The 22,124-nt window shown below is 41.9% G+C and carries 19 protein-coding genes and 1 pseudogene; 3 read left to right on the forward strand and 17 right to left on the reverse strand.

Annotation, left to right across the window (positions count from 1 at the left end):
* Window positions 1-692: 692 nt before the first annotated feature.
* The 4 genes from ABC374_RS23630 to ABC374_RS23645 form a co-directional block, all read right to left on the reverse strand.
* Window positions 693-1,637 carry a siderophore ABC transporter substrate-binding protein gene (locus tag ABC374_RS23630; RefSeq protein ID WP_413020431.1) on the reverse strand — a complete coding sequence of 315 codons (945 nt, stop codon included), beginning with the start codon at window positions 1,635-1,637 and terminating at the stop codon, window positions 693-695.
* 210 nt (window positions 1,638-1,847) lie between these two features.
* The gene (locus ABC374_RS23635) at window positions 1,848-2,606 is read right to left on the reverse strand and encodes an iron ABC transporter ATP-binding protein (RefSeq protein WP_034310071.1); all 759 of its coding nucleotides are present in this window, start codon (window positions 2,604-2,606) and stop codon (window positions 1,848-1,850) included.
* Window positions 2,600-3,547: an iron chelate uptake ABC transporter family permease subunit gene (locus ABC374_RS23640; RefSeq protein WP_413019914.1), complete on the reverse strand. Its 948-nt coding sequence runs from the start codon at window positions 3,545-3,547 to the stop codon at window positions 2,600-2,602. The genes ABC374_RS23635 and ABC374_RS23640 overlap by 7 nt, the downstream gene beginning before the upstream one ends.
* Window positions 3,540-4,490, reverse strand: a complete 951-nt coding sequence (locus ABC374_RS23645) for an ABC transporter permease (protein WP_413019915.1) — start codon at window positions 4,488-4,490, stop codon at window positions 3,540-3,542. The genes ABC374_RS23640 and ABC374_RS23645 overlap by 8 nt, the downstream gene beginning before the upstream one ends.
* 250 nt (window positions 4,491-4,740) lie before the next feature.
* Between ABC374_RS23645 and ABC374_RS23650 the strand changes: the two genes are divergently transcribed.
* The 3 genes from ABC374_RS23650 to shc all read left to right on the forward strand — a co-directional run bounded on the left by ABC374_RS23650 (window position 4,741) and on the right by shc (window position 9,029).
* Complete coding sequence (locus ABC374_RS23650) at window positions 4,741-5,103, forward strand: DUF1450 domain-containing protein (protein WP_413019916.1); 363 nt, start codon at window positions 4,741-4,743, stop codon at window positions 5,101-5,103.
* 215 nt (window positions 5,104-5,318) lie between these two features.
* Complete coding sequence (locus ABC374_RS23655; RefSeq protein ID WP_413019917.1) at window positions 5,319-6,968, forward strand: M14 family metallopeptidase; 1,650 nt, start codon at window positions 5,319-5,321, stop codon at window positions 6,966-6,968.
* A 165-nt stretch (window positions 6,969-7,133) separates the two neighbouring features.
* A complete protein-coding gene (shc, locus tag ABC374_RS23660; RefSeq protein ID WP_413019918.1) occupies window positions 7,134-9,029 on the forward strand; it encodes a squalene--hopene cyclase in 1,896 nt (631 codons plus the stop codon).
* A 226-nt stretch (window positions 9,030-9,255) separates the two neighbouring features.
* On the opposite strand, the gene ABC374_RS23665 is transcribed toward shc, so the two are convergent.
* The 13 genes and pseudogenes from ABC374_RS23665 to ABC374_RS23725 all read right to left on the reverse strand — a co-directional run bounded on the left by ABC374_RS23665 (window position 9,256) and on the right by ABC374_RS23725 (window position 22,084).
* Window positions 9,256-9,738 carry a tetratricopeptide repeat protein gene (locus ABC374_RS23665; RefSeq protein ID WP_413019920.1) on the reverse strand — a complete coding sequence of 161 codons (483 nt, stop codon included), beginning with the start codon at window positions 9,736-9,738 and terminating at the stop codon, window positions 9,256-9,258.
* 255 nt (window positions 9,739-9,993) lie between these two features.
* Window positions 9,994-10,542: a PepSY domain-containing protein gene (locus tag ABC374_RS23670; protein ID WP_230176178.1), complete on the reverse strand. Its 549-nt coding sequence runs from the start codon at window positions 10,540-10,542 to the stop codon at window positions 9,994-9,996.
* Window positions 10,543-10,607: 65 nt separating this feature from the next.
* Window positions 10,608-11,963 carry a sensor histidine kinase gene (locus ABC374_RS23675; RefSeq protein ID WP_413019922.1) on the reverse strand — a complete coding sequence of 452 codons (1,356 nt, stop codon included), beginning with the start codon at window positions 11,961-11,963 and terminating at the stop codon, window positions 10,608-10,610.
* Window positions 11,960-12,655 carry a response regulator transcription factor gene (locus ABC374_RS23680; protein ID WP_413019924.1) on the reverse strand — a complete coding sequence of 232 codons (696 nt, stop codon included), beginning with the start codon at window positions 12,653-12,655 and terminating at the stop codon, window positions 11,960-11,962. The genes ABC374_RS23675 and ABC374_RS23680 overlap by 4 nt, the downstream gene beginning before the upstream one ends.
* A gap of 158 nt (window positions 12,656-12,813) precedes the next feature.
* Window positions 12,814-13,335 (reverse strand): peptide-methionine (S)-S-oxide reductase MsrA, encoded by a 522-nt coding sequence (gene msrA / locus ABC374_RS23685; RefSeq protein ID WP_413019926.1) that lies wholly within the window; start codon window positions 13,333-13,335, stop codon window positions 12,814-12,816.
* Between the two features lie 105 nt (window positions 13,336-13,440).
* A pseudogene (locus tag ABC374_RS23690) lies at window positions 13,441-14,050 on the reverse strand (response regulator).
* Between the two features lie 12 nt (window positions 14,051-14,062).
* Complete coding sequence (locus ABC374_RS23695; RefSeq protein ID WP_413019928.1) at window positions 14,063-15,184, reverse strand: sensor histidine kinase; 1,122 nt, start codon at window positions 15,182-15,184, stop codon at window positions 14,063-14,065.
* A gap of 94 nt (window positions 15,185-15,278) precedes the next feature.
* A complete protein-coding gene (gene desA, locus ABC374_RS23700) occupies window positions 15,279-16,331 on the reverse strand; it encodes a Delta(5) desaturase DesA (RefSeq protein WP_413019930.1) in 1,053 nt (350 codons plus the stop codon).
* A 296-nt stretch (window positions 16,332-16,627) separates the two neighbouring features.
* A complete protein-coding gene (locus ABC374_RS23705; RefSeq protein WP_350300517.1) occupies window positions 16,628-17,335 on the reverse strand; it encodes a response regulator in 708 nt (235 codons plus the stop codon).
* The gene (locus ABC374_RS23710) at window positions 17,332-18,924 is read right to left on the reverse strand and encodes an ATP-binding protein (RefSeq protein WP_350300518.1); all 1,593 of its coding nucleotides are present in this window, start codon (window positions 18,922-18,924) and stop codon (window positions 17,332-17,334) included. Before ABC374_RS23710 ends, ABC374_RS23705 begins: the two co-directional genes overlap by 4 nt.
* 79 nt (window positions 18,925-19,003) lie before the next feature.
* Window positions 19,004-20,530: a tripartite tricarboxylate transporter permease gene (locus ABC374_RS23715; RefSeq protein WP_101223696.1), complete on the reverse strand. Its 1,527-nt coding sequence runs from the start codon at window positions 20,528-20,530 to the stop codon at window positions 19,004-19,006.
* A gap of 18 nt (window positions 20,531-20,548) precedes the next feature.
* Window positions 20,549-21,004: a tripartite tricarboxylate transporter TctB family protein gene (locus ABC374_RS23720; RefSeq protein ID WP_413019933.1), complete on the reverse strand. Its 456-nt coding sequence runs from the start codon at window positions 21,002-21,004 to the stop codon at window positions 20,549-20,551.
* Window positions 21,005-21,061: 57 nt separating this feature from the next.
* Window positions 21,062-22,084: a Bug family tripartite tricarboxylate transporter substrate binding protein gene (locus ABC374_RS23725; protein ID WP_350300520.1), complete on the reverse strand. Its 1,023-nt coding sequence runs from the start codon at window positions 22,082-22,084 to the stop codon at window positions 21,062-21,064.
* Between the last annotated feature and the right edge of the window lie 40 nt (window positions 22,085-22,124).

Raw genomic sequence — 22,124 nt, forward strand, 5'->3', positions numbered from 1 at the left:
ATTGAAGGCTACCTTAAATTCCCAGTATTCCTTTCCCGATAATTCGACAGTCGAAAATGAGGTGTCGGTTACATGGATGCATCTCTCCTCCGCACTTTTGTACCCCATTCAAAATCCAAGCCTGAGAAAAGTTTGACTCCTTCATAATTGCATCCAGCCGCTCCAAAATCCCATAAACTAACAAATTGATTTCGTGTAATATCGACATCATTCCCCTAAGGCTTATTTATTAGCTATTTTTAAATAATTTTCCCTGAAAATGATGATCATATTATTTTTATATTTTTACTTTCAGGACAATTTTCATCATCCATAAAAGATTCGATTTACCAAAATTAACTTAAATTACAATTTAAAAAACTCCTCTGGGAACCGGAAAGCTCCAAGTATCCATGGATTCGACATTATAATAGGAAGAAACTGAAATTTTTCATATCGGCTGAAAGGTTACATTCCTTCGATTGCAGCCCATATGAGCTAAAAAGCAACTGGTGTGAATATGCCTTGTCCTTTTCCCATTTCCCCTTAATTTTGTCGTGAGGGACCTTATAAGCTTACCTGTGTTTTGTCACCTTTATATGTGAATTCTTTTGTCCCCTTTGTTAGTATATTGGTTTCATCCAGCTTTATTATAAAAAATAAAAAAATCCTGCCCTCGATCGAGGACAGGATTTTCATTAATCATATTTATATTACTTAATACCTTCTGAAACTTCTTTAACCATAGCGTCAACAGATTCTAAACCGCCGCCTGATAAGTACCAGTAGTTAGGGTCTAGATAAATGATGTTACCTTCTTTAAATGCTTTTGTATTTTTCACAATGTCATTTTCAACAGTATCTTTTGCTGCAGCTCCATCACCGGCTACCGCATCTCTATCTACAACGAATAGGTAGTCAGGATTTTTTTCAGCAATGTATTCGAAAGAAATACTTTGACCATGTGTCGATACTTCCAATTTATCATCTACTGCAGGTACTCCGAATACATCATGGATGATTCCAAATCTTGAATCAGGTCCGTAGGCACTTACTTTTCCACCGCTAGCAAGAACGATTAAACCAGTTTTGTCAGTTGGAGCTTTTTCTTTCAAAGCATTAATGTTTTCTTCAACACTTGCCAATTCTTTAGCTGCTTCGTCTTTTTTATCGAAGATTTTACCTAAAAGTGTTACGTTTTCTTCAAAGGATTCCATATACTTTGTTGTATCTACACCTACAAAAACAGTAGGGGCAATTTTGCTTAATTCTTCATATGCGTCAGATTGACGGCCAGAAATAAGGATTAAGTCTGGAGCAATTTCGTTGATTTTTTCGAAGTCAGGCTCTTTTAACCCGCCGGCATTTTCAGTTGTACCTTCATATTTAGAAAGGTATTTTGGAAGGCCATCATGAGGAACAGCTGCTACTTCCACACCCAATTTATCAAGAGTATCAAGAGTACCCATATCGAATACAACGACTTTTTCAGGGTTTGTTTTCACTTTCGTTTCGCCTAGTTGGTGCTTAACCGTAATTTCTTCGCTTTTAGCACTTTCTTTTTTCGCGCTTGATTCTTCTTTTTCCTTATCTGATCCACAAGCTACAGCCACTACAGCGAGCATTGCAACCAAAAGCAGTAAAGATAATTTCTTAATCATTATGGTCACCTCTAAAAAATTTTTATTTAAAATTACATATTGAATCCTCACCATCACAGAGTTCACCTTCAACACTTTCCCTGCCAGATGAACAGGAGGCGGCTAAAGTCTTGGGCGCCCGCCAACTCTTAACTGCCTAAGAAGCGTACGAGGAGATTTCTGGATGGCTACGAATACTGAAGTAATTTAAAACCAAATGGAATTGTCTTACGTGAAGTACACACAGATCTTATTGTCATTGATACTTTGGATTTCAATATCCATATCATAAATTTCCTTTAATACATTGGAATTGATGACTTGTTCGGTAGGTCCATTATGAACAACCTTGCCATCCTTCAATGCAACAATATAGTCGGAATAACAGGAAGCAAAATTAATGTCATGAATGACGATAATGACCGTTTTCCCCAATTCATCGGCCAATCTCCTCAATACCTTCATGATTTGGACGGAATGCTTCATATCCAGATTGTTCAGGGGCTCATCAAGAAGCACATACTCCGTGTTCTGAGCAATGACCATGGCAATGAAGGCCCGCTGTTGCTGCCCGCCGCTAAGCTGGTCAAGAAACTTATCCTGCATGTCGGCAAGTTCCATATATTCAATCGCTTCATCGACGTATTTCCAATCCTCTTTCGTCAGTTTGCCTTGTGAATAAGGAAAACGGCCAAATGCGACGAGTTCACGAATCGTTAAACGGATATTGATATGGTTAGCCTGCTTTAAAATGGCAATCTTTTTCGCAAGTTCATTGCTATTGAATTTCCCCATATCCTTACCCTCGATCAGGACTTCTCCTGAATCCCGGGTAATGAGACGGCTGATCATCGAAAGGACGGTACTTTTCCCCGCCCCATTGGGACCGATGAAGGATGTGATTTTCCCTTTCATTATTTCAATGGAAACATCCTCGACAACCGTTTTATTATTATATTTTTTGAATAAATTTTTCACTTCTACCATGATTTATTCTCCTTTAATAGAAGATAGATGAAATAGACACCGCCGACAAAGTTGATGATGACACTTAAGGTCGTGGAGAACGTAAAGATCCTCTCTACAATGAATTGGCCGCCGACCAAGGCAATCACACTGATCAGCATTGCACCCGGGATGATATGTTTATGCTGATAGGACTTAATGAATTGATAAGCCACATTTGCAACAAGCAATCCGAGGAACGTGATCGGACCGATCAGGGCAGTCGAAATGGAAATTAAAACCGTAACGACGATTAAAACCCGCTTCGTGACAAAATCATAATCCACACCCAAGTTTATGGCTTGGTCCCTCCCCAGGGACATGACATCTAGATACTTTAAAAATCTCATGAAATATATCGTTGCCGCTATCATGAGGATAATAGCTAATGTTAACAGGTCCGTGTTGACATTATTGAAGCTGGCGAACATTTTATTTTGAATGATTTGAAATTCATTCGGGTCAATCAATACCTGCATGAATGAAGACATGCTGCCGAATAATGTTCCGAAGATGATACCGATCAGCAATAGGAAGTAAATATTGCGGTTTTTCTTGAACATGAACTTGAACAGCAGGCTTGCAAAAATGAGCATGGCCGCAAGTGTAATCAGGAAATTGAGATTTTTATTCATGATCATGATATGCGTTGAACCGAAGATGAAAATCACTCCCGTTTGAATCAGCATATACATGGAGTCCAACCCTAAAATGCTTGGCGTCAGGATTTTATTATTCGTGACCGTCTGGAAAATAACTGTTGAAAAAGCTATTGCACATCCAACCACGATGATGGCGACGATTTTTATGACCCTTCTCGGCAGTGCATAATCCCAATTCGGGCCAAGGTCCCAAAAGATATAACCTGCCGTTAAAGCAGCTGCAAGAACAGCCAATATAATGATCCTACTTTTATTATTCATATGCCTTTCTCCTCAGTATCAGATAGATAAATACGGCGCTTCCTATCACACCAACCACGAGTCCGATCGGGATTTCAAATGGATATATGAGGATCCTGCCCAGAATATCGCAGATCAATAGGAATACTGCCCCTAGCAATGCTGTATGAGAAAGACTCTTTTTCAAATTGTCACCAAGGTAAAGGGATACAATATTTGGTACGATCAACCCTATGAAAGGAATCGTTCCCACCGTTAACAAAACGACAGTGGAGGATAATGCCACGATGATCAATCCAAAATTGACTATAAACTTATAATTGAGTCCTAGATTGATAGCAAACTCCTCACCCATCCCTGCCACAGTGAATTTATTGGCAAAGAAGTATGCGAGAATGACTAGAGGGATACTTACATATATAAGTTCGTACCTTCCCGACATGATCATCGAGAAATCACCATTCATCCATGTGTTGAGGCTTTGAATCAAATCATATTTATAGGCAAAGAAAGTCGAGATGGATCCTACGATATTACCAAACATCAAACCAACCAATGGAATGAAAATCGTATCCTTATATTTCACTTGATCAAGAATTTTCATGAACAAGAATGTACCTGCCAAAGCGAATATGAAAGCGAATGCCATTTTCTCAATAAGTGCTGCCGATGGAAAAATGATAATGGCAAGAAGAAGTCCCAGCCTTGCAGAGTCCATGGTACCGGCAGTCGTCGGGGATACAAATTTATTGCGGCTCAATTGTTGCATGATCAGACCGCTTATACTCATCACAATACCGGCAATGACTATGGTCACCATTCTGGGGAAACGGCTTTGCAGCATGATTTGCACTTTATCATCACTTAGATTCAATAAATCCAAGGGGGTAATATCTTTTACACCAATGAATAATGACGTAAATGATAAAACAATTAACGCCATGACTAAATATCTTATCTTCATCTACATTTCCTACTCTTCCTATCTCAGTTAATACAGCGATAATATTTTTAATTAAATATATTTGAATAAAGACTATCGCAAAGTCACCTCTTGAAATGGAAATCATGAAGTTGCAATAGTTACAAGGTTCTTCCATTCGTGATAATGAGATTCATTATCATTATCAGTCATTCTTATTCTATCATTTCTTAGACATGTGTCAATATATACAAGGGAATTACTTTGATAAACTCCGGATAGTCATATTGTAATGGATTCGGATGAACCAATCATGCATTTCGTTACAGGAAGTGATAAAATCAAAATAACAAATATTTACTCCTCCAATGAAAGAAGCGATATTATGAAAAACTTGTTATCCAAAGTGTTCACAAAAAAGGCGAAAATCCAGATTGAATTTTGCCAAAATAATCTTGACCGCTTCCTTAATGAACAAACAGTTGCCGATTATGGTAAGTTCTTAGCGAATCCAAGGATTCAATATAAGGAATATGAATGTTTGAGTGAGTGTAAACTTTGTCAGAAAACCCCCTATGCGAAAGTGAACGGCCAGATAATGAGTGGCAAGGATTCACAGGATCTTTTAAATAAGTTACATGATGAATTGAAATGATACGGGCCAAAATTGCTTGTTCCGTATCATTTTGACTTTCCACCTGTAATTATACAGAATACAGGTGATGAACTTCTATTAAAAGGAATTGCGAATTTAACATTGAATTATTAATCTAGTCGTTACTTCCTGTTTTTCACTATTTCATACGTTTTCACTGTATAAATAGCTTGAAATATGATAATTTATGGAAAAAGATAGACAGGAGGACGTCCATGAAAAAAATCATTCCTACCATCGTTTCAGTCGTAACACTAGGTCTTGTCACTGGATTGCCTGGCCCTATAGCCGAGGCGGAAGAATTCACCCCTTATTATGGAAATGGTCCAAGCTACATTCAACCAGATAACCTCTCCCACCTTTTCCCTGACCCTAATGTTTCTTTCAAGACCCCTGCCTTTAAACAAAACAAGGTCGCCTTTACGAGCCAGGAAGAAATGTTGGATTCCATCAAGTCCCTCTCCCATAAAAACAAAATCATCCAGGTCAAGACGATAGGTAAATCCACAGAAGGACGCGACATCCCGATGCTTCTTTTCAGCAAGGATTCAAAAAGACCGATTAAGAATTCCCATAAACCATTGATTTGGATTCAAGGTCAGATTCATGGCAATGAACCCGCATCGGGTGAATCAACATTAGTCCTTGCACAATGGCTAGCTGAAGGCAAGCTTGGTGATGTCCTCGATAAAGTGAATGTTGCCATCGTTCCACGGGTCAATCCCGATGGCTCTTATTATTTCAAACGATTTACCGCAAATGACATGGATGCCAATAGGGACTACTTAAAAGTGGAATATCCTGAAGTGCAGACGATTCATCAATCAATCGATGATTATGAACCAGAAGTCATTCTGGATATACATGAATATACAGTGAATCCCGCCCCCCTGAAAAAAGTAGGAGCAAATGGATCGATCGCTTCTTATGATTTACTCATCTCCTCAGCCAAGAATTTAAATATTCCCGAACAGCTTCGAAAAGCTTCGGATCAATTGCTTTTACCTAATGTTTTTAAAACATTGGAAAAAGAAAAGCTTTCCTATCACGATTACTATACACTGGCCACTTCTGATGATGGAGTCCTTACCGCCACAGAAGGAAGCACCGAAGCCCGGATTGGCCGAAACGCCCTCGGTTTAAAAAATACAATGACCTATTTAATAGAAACAAGGGGAATCAATATCGGCCGTACCGATTTTAAACGACGTGTTTTTGCACAAGCCACTGCACAGGCAGCATTCATCAAAACGACAGCCGAACAGGCCAGTAAAGTTAAAAAGGCCGTTAAACAGGCAGAAACTGAAGTCGTGCAAAAAGGGCGAAAAGCAAATGATAACGATGAAATTGTCATCACCAGCGAAAATAAATTGATTAAGGATCAAAAATTGACTGTAGTCGATTTAGCGAAAGCGAAAATGATCGATGCCTCCATCGATTGGCTGGATTCAACCGATGCCTACCCTACCCTTGTCAGAGATCGTCCGACAGCCTATATCCTTCCACCCGAATATAAATATATCGCCAATAAACTTCAGCTATTGGGAGTAGAAGTTAAAAAATTAAAAAAACCCATGAAGGTAGCTGTTGAAAGCTATAGAGTCAATGATTTAAAAGTTTCCGCTGAACTGGAAAGCGGACATTCCACAAGGGCAGTCACGACCACCGTCACTTCAAAAACTCGGGATTTCCCAAAAGGAAGCTATGTTTTCGACATGGCCCAGCCTGATGCCAACTTCATCTCCCTTGCCCTCGAACCTGAAGGCATAGACAGCTATGTGACATTCAATTTCATCCCCGCTGCCAAAGGAAAAGAACTGCCGATTTACCGCTATATGCAGCGTTCTTCCTTACCAGTTAAATGATGCATAGTATCTAAATGACGCTTTGGCAGCTTTCATTGCCAAAGCGTTTTTAGATTCCCCCCTCCTTTCAGTTGGAACTATGCGCCTGACATGATTTCTTGAATGCAACGACAAGTTTTGAATATACATATAAACGGAAAACGTGTTTTTAGAGGAGGAAAGTCATTGAACCAACATGTACAATTGGAAATCAATCGCCTTGTTAATCGCTTGAAACAAGACCAATCCGCTGATGGTTCGTGGAATTATCCCTTTGACACCGGGATAACAGCAGATGCCTATATGATCATATTATTGAAAATTCTAGATATGGAAGATACTCCTCTTATAGAGGCTTTAGTAAAAAGAATCGAAAGCAAGCAAACGGAAAACGGTTCATGGAAACTTTTCCAAGACGAGAAGGACGGCAATGTTACGGTTACGATCGAGGCTTACTATGGCCTTCTTTTTAGCGGACTCCGCAATAAGAATCATCCCCATATGAAGAAAGCCAAACAATTCATTCTTTCCAAGGGCGGCATCAAACAGGCCAAAATGTTAACGAAAATGATGCTTACCGTCACCGGACAATATCAATGGCCTCGCCTATTCCCCATTCCTCTCGAAGTGGTCTTACTGCCTCCGACCTTTTTCGTCAGCATTTATGATCTTTCCGTATATGGGCGGGTCAACATGATTCCATTGCTATTGCTTGGCCATAAAAGGTTTCAAATCAAGACCCCTGACACGCCAAGTCTAAAAGATTTATTTCAAACAAGGGAGGACCGATCCGAAGAGCGTATGTGGGAAGAGTATCGTACCGAAGAATATCGTTCCTTTTTCTCTAAACTTCGAACAGGCGTCAAAACCTTGATTGGTTATCCGGATTATTTGCATTCCTTAGCCTTGGATACTACGAAAAGGTTCATGCTCGACAGGCTGGAACCAGACGGGACACTGTACAATTATTTCGGTTCTACCTTTTTCATGATTTTTGCCCTCCTTTCAATTGGATATTCGAAAAGAGACCCAGTGATTCTAAAGGCCATGGCCGGTCTGAAGGGGATGGCCTGCTCCATTGAGGGACACACACATATCCAGTTCACGACGCCCCATGTTTGGAATACCTCCTTAATAAGCTACGCCCTTCAAGAAGCAGGAATACCTCCCAAAGACAAAGCAGTCAAGGCCGCCAATCAGTACTTACTGTCACGCCAGCATTATATGTATGGAGATTGGCTGATCCATAATCCTAACGCCATTCCAGGCGGCTGGGGTTTCTCGGATTTAAATACCATGAATCCGGATGTCGATGATACGACCGCCTCACTGCGGGCGCTGGCTAAGCAACTGCAAGTAAAACCGGATAATCGGGACAGCTGGCAGCGCGGTGTCTCCTTCACGATATCCATGCAAAATGATGATGGTGGATTTCCAGCCTTCGAACGGAATAACGACCATAAATGGCTGCAGCTTCTTCCTATAGAGGGTTCGAAATATCTCCTGACTGACCCTTCTACCGCTGATCTGACAGGAAGAACGTTGGAATTCCTGGGGAACTATACAAATATGAAGAAGCCGGAGGAAGTCAGTAAAAGAGCGGTGGATTGGCTATTGGAAGACCAGAAGCGTGATGGCTCCTGGTATGGGCGCTGGGGCATCTGCTATATATATGGCACATGGTCTGCACTTACCGGCATGAAGGCAGCAGGGCAAGCCACTGGACATCCATCCATCCAAAAAGCCTTAACTTGGTTGAAGAAAATTCAAAATGAAGATGGCGGCTGGGGTGAATCTTGTTACAGTGATATCAAGCAGCGATACATCCCCCTCGGAACAAGCACACTGACACATACAGCATGGGCTGTGGATGCTTTGATATCGGCATCAGAAAAGCCGACAACCGAGATTGAAAAAGGCATTGCCTATCTCATCCGTGCAGGTCAACAAGAAAGCTGGACCAATGATTATCCTGCAGGCCAAGGAATGGCAGATTTTTTGTATATCCATTATCATAGCTATCGCTATATATATCCCCTTTTAGCCTTAAGTCATTACAATAAAAAATTCCTGAAGACTTAATCGCCAGTGTTTTTTATCATATTAAAGGTGAATATGTGGATTACCTGTGGAAAAGTAGTGAATAACACCGGAAAGTTATCCACAATCCAAGGTTATCCACATTCATTTATCCGTAAAAGTGCCAAATGCAAGAAATTCTCCGTCATATTGTTGATTAATTCGTTTCAGCTATGTAAGGATGACTTGTTTTATACAGGTTTTGTGGATAATTTGGGGATGATCACTATTATGTGAAAACTTTATCCAGCTTATCACTATAAAATTTTATGGCCTTAGCATAAGATTGTATTTCTTGATCACTCGAGGTTTCGGCAATTATCTTCAAAAGAGATTCCATTGCAAGATCATGCTGGCCCAAATTATAAAATGCCATGGCCCTGAATACCAATAAAGCCTTTTCCTCAGGAAACTTCGCCAGCCCGGATTCCAATGTCTGTCTTGATTTTTCATATTCCCCTATGGTGCGATATGTGCTCCCCAACCCTAGGTAGGCCCCTTTTGCATCCTCCTTTGGCAAACCTAATTTGAGTGCCGCTTCGTAATAGGGCACCGCCTTTGTCTCAAGTCCGAGAATATCCAAACTCCAGGCACACTGATATTGTATGACTGCATCGCCGGGATTTTGCTTTGCCAGATCCATCAATAATCGATTGGATTTTTCGTTTTCTTTCTTTTCCCTTAAGTACAGTGCCTCTTCCAAATTCCCCATAATCAATCCTCCATTGAATAAAATTCCTTATTGCCTCTATTCGCGTTACTTCTTTTTAATTCCTCCTTATTTGTCTAAGCATCACACCTCCAAACACTGCTGCAGGCAGGAACTAATATGATTGTTAAAGATGAGGAAGCTCACTTCTCTCTGTCTAGGCAATTAAAAAAAGGATCTGCCACACGGCAAATCCTTTCATACACTTCAATTCAAGATCATTCATATATCATAGATTACTATCGACATGACATATGATTAATCATCCAACTGGTTTTTCAATACTTTACCCGTGGTTGCATCCACCACAACATCATATTCCTTTTGTCCTTGTTTTATTTCCAGCTCGTACACAAGGGTGCCATTCTCTGAATCAAGCTCCATATCCGTCACTTGACCATCCACCGCTTTCAAGGCAATCTTTTCAGCTTGATCACTGCTGACTTTTGCAGTTTCCACGGCTTGTTGTGTGCTCATATCCTCATCGTCATCGTCTTCCATCTCCTGAGAAAGAATCTCTCCCTTTTCAGCATCAACGTCAACGTCTTGATAGCCTTCTTTTGTTTTAACGGTCATCTCATAGGTCATCGGCTGATCCCAATCCTTTTCAAATTGAGTAACTTCCCCGCCTAGTTTTTCTGAAATCATTTTGACAGCCTCATCCTCGGATAGGTTCCCCTTATTGACTGCATATACCGCCGTTCCAGCAGCACCGCCGAAAAGCAATACGGAAGCTATGGACACTGTCATGATTACCTTTTTCCTTTGAATGATACCTTCTTTAATCGTACTCCACTGTTTTTTCATGAATGAATTCCTCCTTTAAGTTGTTACCTTAATAATAAGCACCCTTCATGAAACGAACATGAGCGTCAGATTAGAATTTGATGAGAAAGAGTAAGAGTCACCAACGTTCCCTCTCCCACCTCGCTTTGAATCTCCAATTTACCGTCGAATGACTCGACAAGCTTCCGGGCGATGGAAAGACCGAGTCCATTGCCTCCCGTTTTCCTTGCCCTCGATGAATCAACGCGATAAAAACGGTCAAATACATGTGGGAGATGTTCTGGTGATATCCCTGCGCCATGATCTTTCACACCGATGAGAATTTCATTATCCTGCCGTTTTATCATAATCTGTATACTTGATTCACTGTATTTCATTGCATTGTCCAATAGGATGACAATCACCTGTTCAAGCTTACTGGAAATGGTCATTGCATATATTTCTTTAAGCTCTGATTCTATCGTTATTTCACGATTTCCCGTCCTTCTGAATGTTTGGGCAATCAATTCACAAAACGATATAAGTTCTATTTCCCCTTCCACATCAGCTGAGGGTTCCGTTTGGGATGCTGACTGCAGAAGATGTTCCGTCAGCTTTTTCATCCGGACGGCTTCATGATGGATTGCCTCCACTGCCTCTTCCTGAATCGCCTCATCCTTCATTCCCCAGCGTTTCAATAGAGAGGAGTAGCTTTCTATGACCGTAATCGGTGTTTTCAATTCATGTGAAGCATCTGAAAGGAATTGCTGCTGTTGGTTATAATTCCGCTCCAGCCTTTCCATCATCCTGTTGAATGCCGCTCCCATCACCTGCAGCTCGTCCTTTGATTGATCCGATAGCGGTATCCGTTTAAATTCCCCGCTTTTCTCAATATCCTTCATCGTTCCGCTCATGATCGATATCGGTTTGAGAATCAGGTTGGCCAGCCATTTACCGGCAAGTATGGATAACAGAATGACAAAAAGGGATGCACCGCCCAAAACGAGGGCAAGCGTCGATAAATTATCAAGGAGGGTATCCTGCGGCTGTGTGACCTCGATCATCCCTAGCTTCTTCCCCTCATCAGGATAAGGATAACGGTAGGTCAATACATATTCACCGTCAGCTTTGGCAAAATCATATCCTTTCTCGTTAATGGATTTAACCGCAAGCCCCTTTAGGTCCTCTTCATCCGTAAATGATTTCACCAGCCTTCCATCCGTGTCGAATATCCGCACCATTCCATCGTCCGGGATATACGGCTCCATTAAATCGGAATCACCGGAAATCAAATCTTTCGTCAGGATATTTTCTTCGATTAATGAAGCTTGATCTTCAAGCAGATCCCGTTCCCTCTCTAACGATATCCAAAGGAAGGCGATTAAAACGATGATACTCAACAATATGAGCATGACGCTTAAAAAAAGACTGGAATACGATTGGATTTTAGTCCGAATCTTCATACTGGCTCCTTCAGGCTGTAACCTACCCCGCGGTAAGTATGGATGAGCTGCAGTTCAAAGGGATAATCTATCTTTTTGCGCAAATAACGGATATACACATCAACCACATTCGTATCCCCTGCAAAATCATATCCCCATACATGCGTCAGGATTTGCTCCCTTGAAAGTACTTGATTTTTATTTTGCAGAAGATAAACCAGCAAATCGAACTCGCGGGAAGTCAGCTCAATCTTATTGCCTTGCCTGTGAATGTCCCTAGTACCAAGGTTCAGCTTCAGATCATGGATCTTAAGTTCATCCACTTCCCCTTCTGATTGGCTCTCACGCACATTGGTACGAAAACAAGCACGGATCCGTGCCAGCAGCTCTTCAATTTCAAACGGCTTCGTTACATAATCATTCGCACCATGGTCCAGTCCATTCACCTTGTCTGGAACAGCATCCCTTGCGGTCAGAAGGATGACCGGTGTCGATCCATTCTTTTTCCGGTAACGCCTAAGTACTTCTATGCCATTCAACTCGGGCAGCATCACATCCAATAAGATTAAATCCCACTCTTCGGCTTCTGCCCTTTCCAGACCTGTCTTTCCGGTAAAAGCAGATTCTGTTTGATAACCCTCATGATTAAGTTCCAGCTGGAGAACCCTCGCTATTTTTTCTTCATCTTCTATTATTAAAATTCTCTTATTCATGATCATCACCACCTACCCCTTAGTGTACTGAAGAAATATGAAAATATCATGAGAAATTGACCCCTCAGCATAAAAATCCGATGAAATAATCAATTTAATTTTTGTGCCTTTAAAAGGTCAAAAAAAAGAACCGGATGTGAAAACACACCCGATCCATTTCATTCACCATTCCAATGCTGGTCAATGAATTCATCGCGTCCCGATTTCGCACGGTCCGCTTTATAATCATCTTTGTTTTTTTTATGATAGCCTTGATGGTATTCTTCGGCAGGGTAAAAGGTTTGGGCCGGAAGAATTTCCGTTACGATTGGTTTCTGGAACTTCCCGCTGGCCGCTACCTTTTCTTTCGCTTCAAGTGCCAGTTTTTCTTGAGCTTCATCATGATAGAAGACGGCCGTCCGATATTGGCTTCCTCTGTCATGGAATTGACCGCCATCGTCGGTTGGATCGATTTGCTGCCAATATAGCTCCAGCAATCTTTCATATGGAAATAACTGAGGATCGTAAGTGATTTCCACGACTTCATAATGCCCCGTAGTTCCCGTCTTCACTTCCTCATAAGTCGGGTTTTCAACACGTCCTCCCGTATAACCGGATACGATTCCCCCAATCCCCGGTTGTTCTTCAAATGGTGTCACCATGCACCAAAAACAGCCTCCAGCAAATGTAGCCTTTTGCATAACGGTCATCCCCTTCCCTGTATGTAATAAAAATTAATATACCATATTTCAATTCTGACACTGTGCTTTTTTGATTTGCGAAGCCGCAAGGGATTTACCCTTTGATCAATCCTTTGACCAGCCCTTTTCCTTGAATCTTACAATCGCTTCAACGCGGTTGCTCACCTCCAATTTATCGAGGATGACCGATATATAATTACGGACCGTTCCATTGGTCAGATAAAGCTGGCTTGCGATTTCCTTTGTGGTTCTTACCATCTGCGATCAATTTGAGCACTTGGCTCTCTCGTTCAGTCAACGGGTTTTCTTCTTCGAAAGCCATATCCACCAGCTCTGGGGCATAAATGCGCCGACCATCCATGATGACACGGATCGAGTTCGCCAGTTCCTCACTTGGGCTATCCTTCAGAAGATATCCGCCTACCTCGGCCTTTCTGGCTCTTTCAAAATACCCAGGACGTGCAAAGGTGGTCAAAATGATGACTTTGCATTGGTGGCCCTGCTCCTTGATCTCCTCCGCTACATCGAGTCCCGTTTTAACTGGCATTTCAATATCGGTTATGCAGATATCCGGCTTTAATTGATTGACGAGATTCATTGCTTCTTCCCCATTGCTCGCTTTTCCTACAACTTCCATATCACTTTCCAAATCAAGGATGGAACCCAGCGCGCCAAGCAGCATCCGCTGATCTTCGGCAATTACGATTCGAATCAAGGTTAATCCCACCTATCCATTATTTTTTATAGCATTCGGAACCCTTATATAAAGTGTCGTTCCCTCTGTTGATTTAATATCCAGGCTGCCATTAACGAATTCGAGCCTTTCTTTCATTCCTTGAAGTCCATTGCCTTTAATATACTCTGATCTATGTGAAAGCCCCACTCCATTATCCTGTACTGTGATCGTCACTCCTGTTTGTAATTCTTCGATGACGATATTACAGCAGTCGGCACCGCTATGTTTGACGATATTGGTCACAGCTTCCTTCAAGCACATGCTCAAAACCGTTTCAACAAGCAATGGGGTACCTTGCAATTCCGTGGTCCCTTCCAACTTGAATTCTATCTCTGCCGCTTTCAATATTTGCTTGACCCGGATGATTTCATCGCTTAGCTTGGACCCACGCATTTCCGACACCATTTCACGTACTTCCTTGAGTGCCGTCCTCGCCGTTTGACGGATATCCTTGATTTCCTTCTTGGCCGTCTCCGGATTCAAATCGATCAATTTCCCTGCAAGGTCACTTTTCAAGCCGATCAAAGACAGCTTTTGTCCAAGTGTATCATGTAAGTCACGGGCAATCCGCTGACGTTCTTCCATTTTGCCAAGCTCTGATATTCTTTTATGAGCATCCTCCAATTGTTCTTCCAGCATGCCTCGTTTATTCCGATTATACGTGTTGAAAGGGAGCAGGATCACGCCTACCACACAAATGAGCATAAAGGGAAATTGCGAAAAGAAGGTAGGGTCTTTCATTATGAAGCCAATATTGACAGACACGATGGTAGCCAATAGCTGGATCGAATATAATACGAAAAAGCCAACCTTATTTTGAACATTCCCAATAAAGAATGCCAAAAAGAGTGAAAAGTAAATGTAGCTGAAAAATATGGTCATCGATATGGAAATGATTATTTGTATCGCCGTCCATACGTATACGGGCCATCCCTTCGAAACGAATGAGAGACCATATGATATGAAAAACAAAATGATCATGACGATTCCAAAGACTATCTCCAACATCGAAGAGGATTTGAAGATGAAATAAAAAGGAAGGATACAAAAAATGATCCAGACATAAGGGCTCAGCCCTGTGTTTTTCGGAAAGATATGATACCAACTTTGCATGGCGCCGCCTCTATTTCTTTTTATCCTAGTATATACTAATGAGTTTCATCAAAAAACCATCCAATGGGAATCGAATGGTTTTTTGATGAACTATTTATTTTTCTTGAAGACTAGGACGTTTATTATTGATTTCCACCTTAGATTTTGTTTCATTTAGACGTTCCTTAATCTCTTTAAAACTTACAAACGTCTTGTTTTCTCCATCATAAAGGCGGAAGCGAAGCGATTTTAAACTTGAACTAAGGGTGATTGTCGTTGCCTGCTGCAATGGCAGGGTGGAATCATGGACTTTTTCCAAGTTATAGTTTGGCACTCTTGGACTAAGATGATGCACGTGGTGGAAACCGATATTACCGGTTACCCATTGCAAAACCTTTGGAAGTTTATAATAAGAACTTCCATCGATGGCAGCCTTCACGTAATCCCATTCAGATTCCTCTTCGAAATAAGAATCTTCGAACTGATGCTGTACATAAAACAGCCAGATGCCCAGTGATCCCGTTACAAAAAGCATCGGTACCTGAATCATCAGGAATGCCTGCCATCCGATAGCCAAGCATAAAAGACCATAAATTGTCACGATTGCAGCATTTGTCAAATACGTATTCATCCGTTCTTTCTTTTTAGCGCCCTTTTTATTCAGACGGTTCGATACAAGAAATAGATAAAATGGACCCAATCCAAACATGACGATCGGATTTCTATATAAACGGTAAGCAAGACGCCCCCAGAATGAAGCGGCGATATATTCATCAACGGTCATGACCCAAATATCCCCTGTACCGCGTTTGTTTAAATTACTGCTCGTTGCATGATGTATGGAGTGGCTATGCTTCCATTGCTCATACGGAAATAATGTGACGATTCCACTGATTGTACCCAGGATGCTATTCGCTTTCCTGCTTTTGAAAAACGACTGATGACAGCAATCATGGAAGATGATGAAAATCCTGATTACAAACCCTGAAGCCAATACGGTAAATGCAAGGGTCAGCCCGTATGAGATGGTTAAGCTCTGATAAGCTAAAAACCATAACAGGAAAAATGGCGGAAATGTATTTATGAGCTGTTTCACGCTTGATTTAGTATTGGATTTTTCAAAAGGGGCAATATCTTTTCTCAATTGTTTTTGATTATGGTTACTCATGTTTTCCTCCTCTTAAAATATATGGAGTGTTTGAATGTATTAATTCGAAAAACGATGTCGGTATCTCTACTTTAAGTATAGGATTAATAACCGATTTTCTATAGTCATAAACGTCATTATCCCTGCCATGACACTTGTCATATACTTGTCTGCCTCAAAACTATTCACACGTATTTTTTCCTCATTCATCATTTTTACACTTAAAAAAACGATGAATTCCCATCAATCTGATTCCAAGAAAAAGCCTTACATTTATTCGAGCAAATAAAAAAAGATCCGCCGCTTGGCGAACCCATTTAAATCTTGATGGCATAAACCCGTTCAGGACGTCCTACCGTGCCATATGTTAAATCGGCATCAATTTTTTCCTCTGACATCAAGTGCTCCAGATAACGCCTTGCCGTTGTCCTGCTCACACCGATTTCCTTTGCCACTATTTCGGCAGTTAACCCCGGGGAGGATTTCCCCAACACAACCATCACCTTCTCCAAAGTCATCCGATCGATCCCTTTTGGCAGTGAAGTCTGTTCCCTCTCTTTTTCTTTCATTTCCTTTCGCAAAAGCTTATCCACCTGTTGCTGCGTTACGGGAAAATTGCCCTCTTCCAATTCAGACAGCTTAATGTGATACTCTTGATATCGGCGTAAGGACTGCTTGAAACGTTCAAATGCGACAGGCTTGATAATATAATCAAATATGCCGATTTTGATGGCTTCCTGGACTTTTTCGATTTCTTTAGCCGCCGTAATCATGATGACATCCATTTGTTTGCTTTGCTGCTTGATTTCTTTAAGGATATCGAGCCCATTCATATCCGGAAAATACATATCGAGCAGCAATAGATCCGGCTGCATGATTTCGATGAAGCTTTTAGCCTCGTCATAGCTTGACGCGATTCCGATCGTTTGAAACCCCTCAAGCTTTTCGATGAATAGCTTTTGTATCTCCGCTATCCGCAGGTCATCTTCTACGATCAGAACTTCTATATCGCGATTGGCCATCATTTCATCCCCCCTCTGTTTTTTGGTATAGCTACGGTAAAAATCGTATATTCCCCTTCTTCAGTCGAAAAAGTGATATATCCCCCTAATCCATCAATCGCTTCCTGAACAAGGCTCAAACCTATTCCTGAATTGGTTTGATGGCTTTTCGTCGTAAAACCGTCCTGGAAAATCAGTTCGGTAACATCTGGGTTCATCCCTTTTCCATTATCTTCAACCTCTATGATCAACTCTTTACCCAAGTCCGTGACGAACAACGATACCCTTTTTTCCTCCCTTTCGTTTTCCCGCACAGCTTCGAAGGCATTATTGATGAGATTGCCGATGATCGTCACCAATAAATCCCGATCTATTTCGGACGGAATATCTTTAAAACTGCTTTCTCTATCGATGGTAAAATCAATTTTCAGCTCGCTGGCTAAACTTACCTTCCCTAAGATGAACCCCGCAATGATCGGATCAGGTACTTCCTTCATCAGAAAGTGAATGAAACCTTGGGTGACATCGACTTCCTTCGATATGAAATCCATCGCTTCTTTATATGAACCGAGTTGAATCAAGCCTAGCAGTGTATAAAGCCGATTCGAATATTCATGTGTCTGGGCCCTCAGCCCCTCTGCATACGCCTTTACATGTGACAGTTCCTGAAGGAGATTGGATAGTTCCGATTTATTTCTCAAACTTGCAACTGCACCGATGATTTCACCCTGTCCATTCAAAATGGGAATCCGGCTTGCCAAAAAAACTTCACCGTCAATCATGAATTCCTGGTCATATTCGGCACGTGCCGTGCTGACTACATCAAGCAAATGTGTATGCGTTAAGACTTCTTCGATTTTTTGCCCGCGAAGCATGACGTCTTTAGGTATATGAAGGATTTTATGCGCCGTTTCATTGACGACCGTGATTTTCCCATGAACATCAATGGCAATGATGCCTTCATGAATGGATTCCAAAATGGCATGCTTTTCTTGAAACATCCAGGCGATCTCTTTCGGCTCCAGACCCAATATCGCCTTTTTTATATTGAATGAAATGAAAAAGGCCACCAACAAACCGCCGATTAATATAAAAGAGATGATCAAGACGATCTTTCTTTGTATACTGGACACTTCTTTTTCAATATCATCCTGAAGGTAGCCAACGGAGACGACACCAATGACCTTTTCATTGGCGATTATCGGGGATTTCCCCCTAATGGAAGGTCCCAATGTGCCAGTGGACTCCGTGATGATGGATTTCCCATCCCAAACCTCGGCGTTATCTCCCCCAACCATTTTCTTCCCGATCAAGTTTGGATTTGGATGGGACAGCCGTGTTTCATTCTCATCTCCTATTACTATGAATTCCGCATCGATCTGCCTGCGAATTCTTTCCGCGATGGGCTGGATGATTACAGAAGGATTATCCGTTCGAAAAGCTTGTTTAATTTCAGGCAGTAAAGAAACGGTCTGGGCAACCGACAATGCTTTTTCCCCTGTTTCCTGCTTCAGGTTATTTTCCAGTATATTTATGAAAATAACTTCAAAGATTCCACCCATTAAGATGATTAACGTACAGATGCCCAGCATCAACTTGGTGTGTAAACGCATTCAATCACCTCTACTTACATCATATAAAAAATAACCCCTTTAAAAAAGGGGTTATTTCGCAACATTCAGAAAATATCGATTAACCTTCAATATTGATGACAACATCCTTCCCTCTCTTCTTAAGTAAAACCGGAATGAGCAGCCATAATGCCGTTACGATCAGGAATGTCAGCGAAAGCGGCCGAGTGAAAAACAAACTGTAATCCCCATCGGATATTGTCAGTGCCCTGCGCATATTATTTTCTATCATCGGTCCTAAAACCAGGCCTAATACCAACGGGGCGATTGGATAATCATTTTTACTTAAGAAATATCCCAAGATCCCGCATCCTAGTAATAGCAATAAATCATAAGTCGATACTTGTACCGCATAAACACCAAAAATGGAAATCGCGATAATGATCGGAATCAAATATTTCTTTGGCGTTTCAATGATTTTCGCAAAAACCTTAACGAGTGGGAGATTAAGGATGAGGAGCATCAGATTCCCGATGAACATGCTGGCGATAAGCCCCCAAGCCACCTGGGGATGGTCCTCGAATAATAATGGACCTGGCTGAACATTGTACATCATGAGCGCACCCATTAAAATCGCCGTTGTACCGGAACCTGGAATTCCCAGCGTCAATAATGGTATCATCGCTCCGCCAGAAGCCGCGTTATTGGCCGTTTCAGGACCAGCCACACCAGCGATCGCCCCTGTACCGAATCTCCCAGGTTTTTTTGAAATCCGTTTTTCCATAAGGTATGAGAAGAAGGAAGCAAGAGTGGCCCCTGCACCTGGCAGAATTCCTACAAAGAAACCTAAGAGCGATCCCCTCGCAATCGGCCCCGCAGATTCCTTGAATTCTTCTTTGGAAGGAATCAAATTATTGATCTTTGCAATTTCCCCATCATCCTCGTCTTTTTCCAAGATTGTCTTGAATACTTCCCCAAGGGCGAATAGACCCACTGCGATCGTCAGGAATTCGACCCCTTGATACAGCCAAGGAATGTCGAATGTAAAACGGGCGATCCCGGATACATTATCGATGCCTATCGTCCCGATCAACAAACCGCAAACCGTCATGATCAGTGCCTTTGTTACGGATTTTCCCGCGAGGCCGCTGACTGCCGCCAACCCTAGAAGCATGAGCGAAAAATACTCAGCCGGACCGAATTTAATGGCAATCGTCGATAATGGCTGAGCCAAGGCAATCATGGCGACAAGGGTGACGATCCCTCCGACGAAGGAACCGATTGCCGAAATCGATAAAGCACTCCCTGCTCTTCCCTTCTTGGCCATTTGGTAGCCATCCAGTGTGGTGACGACAGAAGAAGATTCACCAGGTGTATTCAATAGGATTGAAGTTGTCGATCCTCCATACATCGCTCCATAATAAACACCTGCGAGTAAAATGATGGCGCTTGTTGCCGCTTGCTCTGGGGGAAGTCCCCCTGTAATCGAAGCGGTTACCGGAATTAAAAGAGCCACACCGCTCATCGGCCCGATCCCCGGCAAAACGCCGACAGCCGTACCGATCAATACTCCGACAAATGCAAAAAGTATATTATACCAGGTTAGTGCCGTTTCAAAACCATGCATTAAATAATCAAAAGTGCCCACTTCACATCCCCCTTCCTTTTATGAAAACCAGATTGGCCACCCCGGCAGTGTTCCCTTTAACACATTCACGAATAAATAATAGATGATTCCGGAAAATCCTGCGGAAATGATGAGCGATGTCACCCACTTATTTCGTTCCATCGTTTGGAAGCAAACAAACAAAAACAGAAAGGTCGTAATGACATATCCTATCGTTTCCAATGTCAAAATATAAATCAAGGTGGAGAGCAGAATGATGATAAAGGGTTTATATTGCAGCTTCTCTTTATGTGATTCCTGCCCCTTGCCCCGAAATGCCTCATAGAACAGGCGAATACTCAAAAGAGAAAGAACGAGCCCCAATACAAATGGGAAAATGTCCGGTCCTACCGAACTTCCATAAGAAGAACTGGCCAGTTTCCTGCTTCCTATCATAAACAGCACTCCGACAGCCAGAAAGGCTACAGAAGCAAAGCGATCAAATTTAACATCCATCACAATCCCTCCATTTCAGAAAATAAGAAGAAGGTGAAAGCACCCCCTTCTTCCCGATTATTTTTCCATACCTAAAGCTTCCAATAATTGCTGCACCTGTTTCTCCTGTTCTTCTAAAAACTTGCTGAATTCTTCACTATTTTTATATTCTTGTTCCCATCCCTGCACTTCCACTTCCTTTTTCCATTCAGAAGTTTCAACTAGCTTCTCAATGGTTCCATCCCAAAAGGTTTTCGCTTCACCAGACATATTCTGAGGTCCAAAAACGCCTCTCCAAATCGTGAATTCAGCATCAACACCTTGTTCCTTTGCAGTAGGTATGTCTTTAAGATCCCCACCTAAACGTTCAGTCGAGGTTACGGCCAACACTCTAATCTTTCCTGCTTTTAAAAATTCCCTGACACTGGATGCATCCGTTCCGATCACATCCGCATTTCCGCCAAGCAATGCCGTAATCGCTTCCCCGCCACCGTCGTACGAAACGTATTTAAGTTCGGTTGGATTCAAGCCATATTCATAGGCTGGAAGAATGGAAATCAAATGATCCATGGATCCCGGAGCCGATCCTCCTGCAAAGGTCAACTTACGCGGATCTTTTTTCACCGCTTCCAGCACTGATTTCAAATCCTTGAATTCAGAATCCGCCTTTACCACTATCGCCCCATAATCCTTAGTCAGCTGCGCCAAAGGAGTCGTATTTTTATATCCATAAGGACTGTTGCCTTCTTTTTTAAGGTTATTGATGATGACAGGCGGTGAATTTACGAACAGCATGTCATTGTTATCCGCTTGCTGTGTTGCATAATCCGCCATGAAGACAGCGCCCCCGCCACCGGGTTTGTTTTCGACGGTTAATGGCTGGTTCACCAGTTTTGTCTCACCCAAGACCTTTGTAAATGAACGGGCGGTTAGATCCCACCCCCCGCCTGCGCCCGATGGAGCAACGACCGTTATCGCTTTTTTCGGATAACCTGTACTTTCTTTCTTTTCTCCTGATGTACCCGAACTGCTGCATGCACCTAAACTTAAAGCTAACGAACCCGCTAATATGACCGCTGAAATCTTTTTACGAGAAAACATAATAATCCCCCTTTTGAAAGCGTTTTCTTAATTCTACAAA

Source organism: Peribacillus phoenicis (assembly GCF_047238085.1).
In the GTDB taxonomy this organism is placed as follows: domain Bacteria; phylum Bacillota; class Bacilli; order Bacillales; family DSM-1321; genus Peribacillus.